10 protein-coding genes are annotated in these 11,298 nt (G+C 49.8%); 2 read left to right on the top strand and 8 right to left on the bottom strand.

The window, feature by feature from the left end; genetic code table 11:
• Window positions 1–3: 3 nt before the first annotated feature.
• The 8 genes from rseP to rpsB form a co-directional block, all read right to left on the bottom strand.
• Window positions 4–1,359 (bottom strand): sigma E protease regulator RseP, encoded by a 1,356-nt coding sequence (gene rseP, locus HRH59_RS08755; RefSeq protein WP_173500905.1) that lies wholly within the window; start codon window positions 1,357–1,359, stop codon window positions 4–6.
• Entirely contained in the window at window positions 1,359–2,552 is a 1,194-nt protein-coding gene (gene ispC, locus HRH59_RS08750; protein ID WP_173500904.1) for a 1-deoxy-D-xylulose-5-phosphate reductoisomerase, read from the bottom strand. The genes rseP and ispC overlap by 1 nt, the downstream gene beginning before the upstream one ends.
• Window positions 2,552–3,415, bottom strand: coding sequence for a phosphatidate cytidylyltransferase (locus HRH59_RS08745; protein WP_173500903.1), 864 nt, complete (start codon window positions 3,413–3,415; stop codon window positions 2,552–2,554). The genes ispC and HRH59_RS08745 overlap by 1 nt, the downstream gene beginning before the upstream one ends.
• A 5-nt stretch (window positions 3,416–3,420) precedes the next feature.
• On the bottom strand, window positions 3,421–4,185 hold the full coding sequence (uppS, locus tag HRH59_RS08740; RefSeq protein ID WP_173500902.1) for a polyprenyl diphosphate synthase: 765 nt from the start codon (window positions 4,183–4,185) through the stop codon (window positions 3,421–3,423).
• Between the two features lie 131 nt (window positions 4,186–4,316).
• Window positions 4,317–4,874: a ribosome recycling factor gene (gene frr, locus HRH59_RS08735; RefSeq protein ID WP_173500901.1), complete on the bottom strand. Its 558-nt coding sequence runs from the start codon at window positions 4,872–4,874 to the stop codon at window positions 4,317–4,319.
• Between the two features lie 59 nt (window positions 4,875–4,933).
• The gene (gene pyrH / locus HRH59_RS08730) at window positions 4,934–5,674 is read right to left on the bottom strand and encodes a UMP kinase (RefSeq protein ID WP_173500900.1); all 741 of its coding nucleotides are present in this window, start codon (window positions 5,672–5,674) and stop codon (window positions 4,934–4,936) included.
• A gap of 119 nt (window positions 5,675–5,793) precedes the next feature.
• Entirely contained in the window at window positions 5,794–6,666 is an 873-nt protein-coding gene (gene tsf, locus HRH59_RS08725) for a translation elongation factor Ts (RefSeq protein ID WP_173500899.1), read from the bottom strand.
• 106 nt (window positions 6,667–6,772) lie between these two features.
• Window positions 6,773–7,504 (bottom strand): 30S ribosomal protein S2, encoded by a 732-nt coding sequence (rpsB, locus tag HRH59_RS08720; RefSeq protein ID WP_173500898.1) that lies wholly within the window; start codon window positions 7,502–7,504, stop codon window positions 6,773–6,775.
• 351 nt (window positions 7,505–7,855) lie between these two features.
• On the opposite strand from rpsB, the gene map reads away from it, so the two are divergent.
• Both map and glnD read left to right on the top strand, forming a co-directional pair.
• Window positions 7,856–8,644 carry a type I methionyl aminopeptidase gene (gene map, locus HRH59_RS08715; protein WP_173500897.1) on the top strand — a complete coding sequence of 263 codons (789 nt, stop codon included), beginning with the start codon at window positions 7,856–7,858 and terminating at the stop codon, window positions 8,642–8,644.
• Window positions 8,645–8,665: 21 nt separating this feature from the next.
• Entirely contained in the window at window positions 8,666–11,290 is a 2,625-nt protein-coding gene (glnD, locus tag HRH59_RS08710) for a bifunctional uridylyltransferase/uridylyl-removing protein GlnD (protein ID WP_173500896.1), read from the top strand.
• Window positions 11,291–11,298 lie beyond the last annotated feature (8 nt).

Genomic DNA, 11,298 nt, shown 5'->3' with positions numbered 1-11,298 from the left:
TATTTACAAACGAGAAATATCGTTGAGCAGCGCAATTCCCATTAATGTCAGCAGGATTAACGCTCCGAACCGGAAACCTATTTCCTGCGTCTTTTCAGAGACAGGTTTGCCGCGCATTAGTTCCAGCAGCATATACATTAAGTGCCCGCCATCCAGTACCGGTAACGGCAGCAAATTGATGACGGCTAAGTTAACACTTATCAGCGCCAAAAACGATAAGAATGCCACCAAACCTATGCTGGCTGTAGTACCGGCACCTTGCGCTATCGAAATCGGTCCGCTTAAATGCTTAACAGAAACATCGCCGCTCAGCAGCTTGCCAATCATGGCCACACTAAGCCGCGTTAACTGCCAGGTATGCGCTACACCCGCACCTACCGCGTCGAATACGCCATAACGTTGGGTATACAGTACACCATCCGGCCAATCGCTGACTTTAGGTGTGATACCCAACACACCTTGCGAAAAGCCGTCTGCTGTTATCGATAATTCCGGCGTTGCTGTCAGGCTGACTTCCTTACCGTCACGCAGCAACAACAGCGTTAAAGGTTGTTCAGCCGCATTAACGATAATACCTTGCAGTTGCGGCCAATCGCGAATGGCAACATTATCAATCTGCAAAATTTTATCGTTTGCCAGTACACCGGCTTGCTGCGCAGCTGAGCCATCCGCTACCGCAGCAATGTCGGTTAGTGCCTGCGGCCTTGCAAGCTGCAATCCCAAACTATCAAAGACGCTTTGTGTTTCCGGATTAAATTGCCAGTTACGGGTGTCTAATTGCACACTGCGCTGCTGCTGTGTTGCAATGTCGCGCAGCCCCAGAGTAATGGCATCGCGGCCGATTTGCTCTACCAGCAATAAATTAACGCTGCTGGCGTCTGTCGCCTGATGTTGATTAACTGACACAATTTGTTGCTGTGGGCTGATACCGGCTTGCGCGGCAATAGACTGTGGCGCCACAGCGGCAACGATCGGACGCATCGTTTGCACGCCCAAAAGATACATCAGCCACAAGGCAAATACGGCAAAAATAAAGTTTGCGGCGGGGCCGGCGGCAATAATAGCCATGCGCTGCCACACTGTTTTATGATTGAACGCCAGGTCTTTAAATTGCGGCAATACCGGATCTACCCGCTCATCCAGCATGCGAACATAACCGCCAAGCGGAATAGCAGCAATAACAAACTCTGTACCTTGCTTGTCACGCCAGCGCAACAAGGCCTTGCCGAAGCCGATAGAGAAGCGCTTTACCAGCACACCGTTTTTACGTGCCACCCAAAAATGGCCAAATTCATGCACTGTAATCAATACGCCAAGCGCGACAATAAATGACAACAAATTCCAAACCGCACCAGACATTAACTTAGTTTCCTTAGCTGTAACCGCGCATGCTCACGTGCTTGCTGATCCAATGCCAATATATCATCCAGCGTGCCGGCACGAAAGCCGGCAAAATGCTCAAGGCTGTGCGCATTAACCGCAGCAATGTCGGTAAAACGGATTTGCTGCTGCAAAAAGGCCTCTACAGCGATTTCATTGGCGGCATTAAGCGCCGTCGTCGCACCCTGACCGTTTTGACATGCTTGCATCGCAAGGTATAAATTCGGGTAGCGTTCGGGTTCAGGCTCGGTGAAAGTAAAATCACGCATTTGCTTAAAGCTCAGCGGCGCCACCGGGCTGGCAATACGCTTTGGAAACGCCAACGCATGTGCGATAGGCGTGCGCATATCGGGCTGGCCCAGTTGTGCCAGTACCGAGCCATCGCTGTATTGCACCATAGAATGAATAATACTTTGCGGATGGATCACCACTTCAATATCGGCTGCCAGACAGTTAAACAGCCAGCGAGCTTCAATAAATTCGAGGCCTTTGTTCATCATAGTAGCGCTGTCGACGGAGATTTTATGCCCCATACTCCAGTTAGGGTGTGCCACAGCTTGCGCCGGAGTAATCTTGCCAAACTCAGATAACGGCGTATGCAAAAACGGGCCGCCGCTGCCGGTAAGCAGCAACTTGCTGATGCCAAAGTCGCTGATCTGCTGATCGTGTGTATGTTGCTGCAACGCCGCCGGCAAGCACTGGAAAATAGCATTGTGCTCGCTGTCTATCGGTAACAAGGTCGCACCGTATTGCTGCACCTTGCTGATAAACAGCTCACCACTCATAACCAACGCTTCTTTGTTGGCCAGTAATACTGTTTTACCCTGCTCCACTGCCGCCAGGGTGGGCAATAAGCCGGCCGCACCGACGATAGCAGCCATCACAATGTCTGCATCCGGGTGCGCAGCTAACTGGCACAAGCCGTCCATGCCTGCCAATACCTCAGTTTTACTACCGGCCAGCTTTAACGCCGTTGCTAATGCTTTAGCAGCATTATCGTCCAGCATAGCGGCAAAGCGCGGTTGATACTGCAAACATTGTTGCAGCAACTTATCGGTTTGCGTCGCCGCAGTCAGCGCTAATACACGGTAAGCCTGTGGATGCGCTTCCAGTACCGACAAGGTACTGACACCGATAGAACCGGTTGAACCGAGGATCACCACCTGACGCATTAGTAAAAACCGCTAAAGATGGCCAGAATAATGGCGAACAACGGTGCTGTTGCCGTTAAGCTGTCGATACGGTCTAAAATACCACCATGGCCGGGCAAAAAAGCACCGCTGTCTTTTTTGCCGGCCACACGCTTAAACATACTTTCAGTTAAATCGCCAAACACCGACAAAATAGTTAACAGAAAAGCAGCGATATACCATACCGGCGTTTGTGCCGGCCAATCCTGCAACTCAGCAACCACTGTTACCACTATGCCGACGAATATCAGGCCACCCAACATGCCTTCTATCGTTTTGCCCGGGCTCACTTTAGGCAGCAACTTATGCTTGCCGAAGGGTTTGCCAACAATATAGCCGCCGATATCTGCTGCCCACACTAAACCAAGCAGACAACAAATCAGCCAGGCACCGGTAAAGTTCGATGCGGCATAATCGGTAGAGCGGATAAATAACACGGCCGCCCAGGCGGGGATCAAAGTTAACCAGCCCATCAGCGCCTTGCGCCAATCACTGTTGGCCCATAATCTCTGGCTTCGCGGATAAGTAAGCACTAACACTATCGCCAACAACCACCAGCTGACACCAGCCAATAGCAGGCTACTGAGCAGTACATTGGTTTCTACCGGCCAACTGCTCTGTACCGGCAGTTGCCAATATAACAGCGCGAAAATTGCGGCGGTTAAACCCACATACACCCAACGCATTGCTTTGGTTGGTAAACCACAAAAGCCGCTCCATTCCCAGGCTCCGAGTAAAAAAGCGCCGGAGATAAACAGCGCAAAACCCGGCAGCGGCAAATAAAATACCGCCAGTAAAGCCAGTGGCGCCAATATCAATGCAGTAATTACGCGTTGTTTAAACAAATTAGTTATCCTTTACCCAGCGTGGCCAGTTGCCGGATTTGTTCTCCGGTACAACCAAAACGACGCTCACGGTTCACAAAGGCCGCTATAGCTTCAGAAAACACCTGCTGATCAAAATCAGGCCATAAGGTGTCGGTAAACCAAAACTCAGCGTAAGCAGCCTGCCATAATAGAAAGTTACTGATGCGCACATCACCACCGGTACGGATCAATAAATCCAGTTCCGGCTGCTCTGCCATCTGTACCTGCGCAGCAAAAGTGTCTTCGTTAATATCAGCCGGCGTCAGTGTACCGTTTTGTACCTGCGTAGCTAACAGCCGGGCGGCATTTACCATATCCCAGCGGCCACCGTAATTGGCGGCAATATTCAGTGTCATAGCGGTATTATCCGCTGTCAGTTGTTCTGCTTTGGCAATATTAGCTTTTAGTTTGTCACTGAAGGCTGATAAATCACCGACAATTTTCAACCTGACATTGTGCTTATGCAGCGTTTTTACTTCGCTTTGCAGTACCATCAGAAACAGCTGCATCAAGGTTGACACTTCATCTTCCGGCCGGCGCCAGTTTTCACTGCTAAAGGCAAATAACGTCAGCGATTTGATGCCCAGTTCGCGGCAAAAGCTGACACTGCGTCGTACCGCTTCTACGCCTTTCTTGTGGCCCCATACCCGCGGTTTACCTTGCCGCTGTGCCCAACGACCGTTGCCATCCATGATAATTGCCACATGCTGCGGCAAGTTTTGCGGTTTGAGCTGCGAGTCTGCAGTCATAACGTGCGACCTGTCCTTAACTTGTTATACCCACCAGTCTGTTGCTGGTGTCAGATAAAACCTTTGCCGGATAGAAAAAAGCGCCGTAATGCCAAAGCGTCACGACGCTGTAATGTTAACAGAAGGCCAAATCAGACTTCCATTAATTCCTTTTCTTTCTCTGCCAGTACGTCATCAATTTTCTTCACGAAGGTATCAGTAATCTTTTGGATTTCTTCCGCTGCACGGCGCTCGTCATCTTCACTGATTTCTTTGTCTTTTTGCAGCGCTTTTAAATCTGCATTAGCATCGCGGCGAATATTACGCACGGCAACACGGCCGTTTTCTGCTTCGCCGCGCACCAGCTTAACCAGGCTCTTACGCCGCTCTTCTGTCAGCGCCGGTAACGGCACACGGATAATAGTGCCGGCAGACATCGGATTTAAACCCAGGTCTGAAGCCATAATGGCTTTTTCTACCGCAGCAGTCATGCTCTTATCAAACACGGTAATAGCCAATGTGCGGGCGTCATCGATAGATACGTTAGCAACCTGACGCAGCGGTGTATCTGTGCCGTAATACGAGACAGAAATACCGTCTAATAAGCTTGGGTGAGCGCGACCGGTGCGCACTTTGGTTAATTGAATTTTAAGCGCATCAACGCTTTTTTCCATCCGCACTTTGCTGTCTGTAATAATGTCGTTAATCACGATCGGTATCCTTGTTTATTCATGGCGTCTGTTCAGCACGCCGTACTCAGCGCTCTAGTTTACTGTAAATTTTCCGCGTGGTCGATTACTGTGCCTTCCTGCTCACCCATAATTACCCGCTTCAAGGCGCCTGCGGTGTTCATATTAAACACACGGATTTGCAAATTATGGTCCCGCGCCAGGGTAAAGGCCGCTAAATCCATCACTTTAAGCTCTTTATCCAGTACTTCGTTATAAGTAAGCTGGCTGTATAGCGTGGCCGTGGGGTCTTTTACCGGGTCCGCCGAAAATACGCCGTCTACCTTAGTGGCTTTTAATACTGCGTCGGCTTCAATTTCAATACCGCGTAAACAGGCGGCAGAATCGGTGGTAAAAAACGGGTTGCCGGTACCGGCTGAGAAAATCACCACGCGACCGGATTTTAATAAGCTGATGGCTTCAGCCCAACTGTAGTTGTCACACACGCCGTTTAACGGAATAGCACTCATCATGCGGGCGTTAACATAAGCACGGTGCAACGCATCACGCATCGCCAGGCCATTCATTACGGTGGCTAACATGCCCATGTGGTCGCCAACTACGCGGTTCATACCGGCTTTAGCCAGACCTTCGCCGCGGAAAATATTACCGCCGCCGATAACAATGCCTACCTGGACACCAAGCTCTACCAGCTCTTTAATTTCCTGCGCCATCCGGTCCAGTACTTTGGGGTCAATACCAAAACCCTCATCGCCCATCAGTGCTTCGCCACTGAGTTTTAATAAGATCCTGCGGTAAGTTGGTTTTGGATTCGTGCTCATGAGATCCCCATAGTGCGTGGTTAATTAGGATTATTGCGGGTAAAAAAAACCGCGGCCAGGTCGTTAGACCTGAAGCCGCGGTTATTCTAGCGGGTTTTGCCCTCAGGCAGAAGAATAAATTACTTCTTCGCTGCCGCGATTTGCGCAGCAACTTCAGCTGCGAAGTCTTCTTCTTTCTTCTCGATACCTTCGCCTACTTCCAGGCGAATGAAAGAAACCGCTTTCGCGCTGTTTTGCTTCAGGAAATCACCAACAGAAACTGATGGATCTTTCACGAACGGCTGGCCGGTTAAGCTCACTTCACCAGTGAACTTGCTCATACGGCCGGCAACCATTTTCTCAGCGATTTCTTGTGGCTTACCAGAGTTAACCGCGATATCGATCTGGATAACACGCTCACGCTCTACCACATCAGCCGGAACGTCGTCTGGTGTTAAGAAGCCAGGGTTGTTAGCAGCAACATGCATTGCTACGTCTTTGGCGATATCTTCGCTACCGCCTTCCAGCACAGCTAATACACCGATACGACCAGAGTGCACGTAAGAGCCGATAACAGCGCCTTCAACTACCGCAGCACGACGTACGTTGATGTTTTCGCCAATTTTAGCAACCAAAGTTGCACGGGTATCTTCAACTGAAGTGCCGTTTAAATCAGCAGCCAGAATAGCTTCTGCAGTGAACAGCTTATTAGCGTGGGCTAAATCAGCTACTGCGTTAGCAAAGGCCAGGAAGCTGGCATCACGGGCAACGAAGTCAGTTTCACAGTTAAACTCGATAGCTAAACCGTAACCGTTAGCTACGCGGGTTAAAATAGTACCTTCAGCGGCGATACGGCCTGCTTTCTTGGCAGCTTTGGCCAGACCACTTTTACGCATCGCATCGATTGCAGCTTCAATATCACCTGCAGTTTCTTCCAATGCTTTTTTACAATCCATCATGCCAGCGCCGGTGCGCTCGCGAAGTTCTTTTACTAAAGCGGCAGTTACAGCCATGGGAGCTTCCTCGTAATAATTCGGGTTGGACAAACAGGGGCCGTGGCCCCTGTCGCAATTTTGCACTGTGTTAGCGCAAGCTTAGCCTGCGCTAATGACAGAGAAATTACTCTGCTTCAACAACGAAGGCTTCGGCTTCAGCCTGAACTTCGATGTTTTTGTCACGACCTTCCAGGATAGCCTGACCTACAGCAGCCAGGTATAACTGGATAGCGCGGATCGCGTCATCGTTACCCGGTACTACAAAGTCAACGCCTTTTGGATCAGAGTTGGTATCAACGATAGATACAACCGGAATGCCCAGGTTGTTAGCTTCTTTGATCGCAATGTGTTCATGGTCAGCGTCGATCACGAACAGCACGTCTGGCAAGCCGCCCATGTCTTTAATACCGCCTAAGCTCTTTTCCAGCTTGTCCATTTCACGGGTACGGTCTAAAGCTTCTTTCTTGGTCAGCTTGTCGAAAGTACCGTCCTGGCTTTGCGCTTCCAGATCTTTTAAACGCTTGATTGACTGACGAACAGTTTTCCAGTTAGTCAGCATGCCACCTAACCAACGGTGATTTACATAGAACTGATCAACTTTGCTTGCCGCTTCTTTGATTGCTTCAGAAGCTGCACGCTTAGTACCAACGAACAGGATTTTGCCCTTTTTCGCAGCTACTTGCTGAATGAATGCCAGTGCATCGTTCATCATAGGAACAGTTTGTTCCAGGTTGATGATATGTACTTTGTTACGCGCACCGAAAATGAACGGCTTCATTTTCGGATTCCAGTAACGGGTTTGGTGACCGAAGTGCACGCCCGCCTGGAGCATGTCGCGCATAGAAACTTTTGCCATGATTTAATTTCCTGTATAAGGGGTTAAGCCTCCATGTATCCCATATGCCGACCTTGGTCTGGCTGTTGTTCAGCGCAAAGCAAAGCACCCCGGAATATGTGTCGATACATGTGTGTTTTGGTTTAATTTCGCTAATCAGCCGCGCTTTTTCTCTATCTAAGAACAAAAGGTTCTGCAATAACAGCCAAAGCGATTTGCTAATTTGCGGCGCGCTTTATACCATAGGCACCTTACAAACACAATCAAATGTGTATTTTTGCAGCAATACGGCGGGCAACGGAATCCTAAAATGAAGCCATTCATTTTCGGTGCGCGTAAGATAGTCCTTCGGTATAACCAGAGAGAACAGGCATGACAGCAACCATCAAAACCCCGGCCGAAATTGAAAAAATGCGTGTGGCAGGCCGTCTTGCCGCCGACGTGCTGGAAATGATTGAGCCCTATGTTAAAGCCGGCGTCACCACTGACGAGCTGAACACTATCTGCCACAACTATATTGTGAATGAACAACAGGCCATTCCGGCACCGCTAAACTACCACGGCTTTCCTAAATCTATCTGTACCTCGGTTAATCAGGTAATTTGCCACGGTATTCCGGCCGATAAAAAGCTCAAAGAAGGCGACATTATTAATATCGACATCACCGTAATTAAAGACGGTTATCATGGCGATACTTCAAGAATGTTTGTGGTGGGTAAACCCAGCATTCTGGCCGAGCGTTTAATCCGCGTTACGCAAGAGTGCATGTATCTGGCGCTGAAAAAAGTAAAGAATGGCGTGCGCCTGGGTGATATTGGCCATGTGATTCAGCAGCATGCAGAGAAACACAGCTATTCTGTGGTGCGTGAATACTGTGGCCATGGCATTGGTGCGGTATTTCATGAAGATCCTCAGGTGCTGCATTACGGCAAACCGGGCACCGGCGAGATGTTAAAAACCGGCATGTGTTTAACCATAGAGCCAATGATTAACGCCGGCGCCAGACAAAGCAAACTGTTGGCCGATGGCTGGACAGTGGTAACCAAAGATCGTAGTTTATCTGCCCAGTTTGAACACACTATTTTAGTTACCGATACCGGCTGCGAAATTTTAACCTTACGCAGCGACGACACCATAGAGCGGATCTTAACGGCGGAATAACCGCCCCAACGGAGTAGCAGTATGAGCCAGGCGGTAACCTACAGCAAAGCGCTTCCGGACAGTTACAGCCTGGAAAGTTATAAAAAGCATTTCGCCGACTTTCATGACTGGCTAAGCCGCAGTTTCTCGCAGCATCCGGTTAATGCGCTGGTCAAAGCCCGCGCGCATTTTATTGACGATGTGCTGGTACAACTGTGGCACAAGTACGAACTGCACAAAAGCAAAGACTTAAGCCTGATTGCCGTGGGCGGCTACGGCCGTGGCGAACTGCACCCCTGCTCGGATATCGACTTACTGCTACTGGCCGACGGCCGTTTATCTGCGGCGCAGCAAGATGCGATAGCGCAGTTTATTACTGTATTGTGGGATTTACGCCTCGAAGTCGGCCACAGCGTACGTACGGTAAAAGAATCGGTAAAGCTGGGCAAAGACGATATCACCATTGCCACCAATCTGCTGGAAATGCGCCTGCTAACCGGTAACAAAGCCTTGTTTGAGCAACTGCAGGTTGAAGTCAGTAAAGACAGCTTCTGGACCAGCCAGGCATTTTTTCAGGCCAAACGCCATGAACAACAGCAGCGCCATGCCCAGTACCACGGCACCGCCTACAACCTTGAACCAAACCTGAAAGCCAACCCGGGCGGCCTGCGCGATATTCAAACCATCGGCTGGGTGGCAAAACGGCATTTTCAAACCCGCACCATGCGGGAGTTGGTTGCTTATCAATACCTGACGGAAGATGAATATCAGGAACTGATGGAGTGCGAGGCTTATTTATGGCAAATGCGCTTTGCGCTGCATATCGAGGCCGGTCGTAACGAAAACCGTATCTTGTTCGACTACCAACCGGCAGTGGCTGAACGCCTCGGCTTTGGCGCCGACGGTAAAGCCTCGGTAGAACGCATGATGAAGCGGTTTTTCCGCACCGTGCAGCGTGTCGCAGAATTAAACGAAATGCTGTTGCAACACTTTGACGGCAGTATTTTAAACCACAAAGAAAAAGTTAAAACCCTGCTGCTGGATGATTATTTTGAGCTACAGGGCCACTTAATTACGGCACGGGATAATGCAGTATTTGCTCGGCGCGACAACCTGTTGCGGCTGTTCTGGCATATTGCTAATAACTCCAACATTACCGGGGTGCACTCCTCTACTATGCGGCTTATTCGCCAGGTACGCCGGCGCTTAATGGGGGACTTACAGGATTATGAAGCCTGCCGTCAGCTGTTTTTAGCCATTATCCGCCACCCGCGCGGTATGGACAAAGCCATTACCCTGATGCACCGCTACGGTGTACTGGCAGCGTATTTACCACAGTGGCGCAATATTGTCGGCCAAATGCAGTTTGATTTATTCCACGCTTATACAGTGGATGAACATACCCACCGCCTGCTGAAAAACCTGTATAAATACACGCTGAGCGAACATGAAAGTGAATTTCCGCTCTGTAGCGATATCGTCAAAAAAATGGAAAAGCCCGAGCTGTTATATTTGGCCGGTATTTTCCATGATATCGCCAAAGGCCGCGGCGGTGACCACTCCGAATTGGGCGCTATGGATGTACGCGAATTTGCCAAGCTGCACAAGCTCAGCGAATTTGACAGCAAACTGATCGCCTGGCTGGTAGAACACCATCTGCTGATGTCCGTAACTGCGCAGCGCCGCGACATCCATGACCCGGCAGTTGTGGCTGAATTTGCCGAAAAAGTGCGTGACGAAACCAGGCTGAATTATCTGTACTGCCTGACACTGGCCGATATCCGCGCCACCAACGACAACTTATGGAATGACTGGAAAGGCTCATTGCTGCGTGAGCTGTTTTTAGCCACGCAAAAAGCCTTCCGTCGCGGGCTGGAAAAGCCGATGGACTTGCGCGATCTGATCCGCGAAAACCAAAGTGAAGCCATGCCGTTGCTGCTAAAGCAAACCTTTAGTGAAAGCGAAATTTTGCAGTTATGGAGCCGGATAAAAGCCGATTACTTTGCCCGCTACAGCGCACGGCAAATTGCCTGGCACAGCGAGCATATTTTGCGGCATAAAAACCCCGATGAACCGATGGTGCTGATCAGCAAAGCGCCTATTCGCGGCGGTACCCAGGTATTTATTTACACTAAAGATCAGCCAAAGCTTTTTGCCCGTTTAGTGGCCGCGCTGGACAGCAAAAAAGTCAATATTTTTGATGCGCAAATTATGACTAACAAAGACGGTTACGCCATGGACACCTTTGTTATTCTTGAACAAAACGGCGACCCGGTGAATTCGCCATCACGTCAGCAAAGCATCAAGCGTGCACTGGAGCTGTATATTCAGGATAAACCGGATTTGTCGCGGCAAAAAACCAGGTTGTCACGCCAAATGCGCCAGTTTAACGTGCCGCCTAAAGTGGTGTTTTTACCCGGCAATACCGCCAAACGCACTATGGTTGAGCTGGCAGCGCTGGATACCCCGGGCTTACTGGCCAATATCGGCGAAGTGTTTCAGCGCTGCGATGTCAATATTCATGCCGCCAAAATCACCACCATTGGTGAGCGGGCAGAAGATTTTTTTATGATTTCAAATAGCGACGACCAGGCCCTAAACAGCGAGCAACAAAGCGCGTTGAAGCGGGCACTGATCGAGCAACTTTCACAGCAAACAGAAGGCTAACACAGACA

This window comes from Rheinheimera lutimaris, from assembly GCF_013283795.1.
In the GTDB taxonomy this organism is placed as follows: Bacteria; Pseudomonadota; Gammaproteobacteria; order Enterobacterales; family Alteromonadaceae; genus Alishewanella; species Alishewanella lutimaris.
This window is presented reverse-complemented; position numbering and strand designations above follow the sequence as displayed.

Excerpts from the sequence above, each read along its gene's own strand:
- rseP (WP_173500905.1), bottom strand. The coding sequence starts at position 1,359 with ATGTCTGGTGCGGTTTGGAATTTGTTGTCATTTATTGTCGCGCTTGGC.
- ispC (WP_173500904.1), bottom strand. The coding sequence starts at position 2,552 with ATGCGTCAGGTGGTGATCCTCGGTTCAACCGGTTCTATCGGTGTCAGT.
- uppS (WP_173500902.1), bottom strand. The coding sequence starts at position 4,185 with ATGACTGCAGACTCGCAGCTCAAACCGCAAAACTTGCCGCAGCATGTG.
- pyrH (WP_173500900.1), bottom strand. The coding sequence starts at position 5,674 with ATGAGCACGAATCCAAAACCAACTTACCGCAGGATCTTATTAAAACTC.
- tsf (WP_173500899.1), bottom strand. The coding sequence starts at position 6,666 with ATGGCTGTAACTGCCGCTTTAGTAAAAGAACTTCGCGAGCGCACCGGC.
- rpsB (WP_173500898.1), bottom strand. The coding sequence starts at position 7,504 with ATGGCAAAAGTTTCTATGCGCGACATGCTCCAGGCGGGCGTGCACTTC.
- map (WP_173500897.1), top strand. The coding sequence starts at position 7,856 with ATGACAGCAACCATCAAAACCCCGGCCGAAATTGAAAAAATGCGTGTG.
- glnD (WP_173500896.1), top strand. The coding sequence starts at position 8,666 with ATGAGCCAGGCGGTAACCTACAGCAAAGCGCTTCCGGACAGTTACAGC.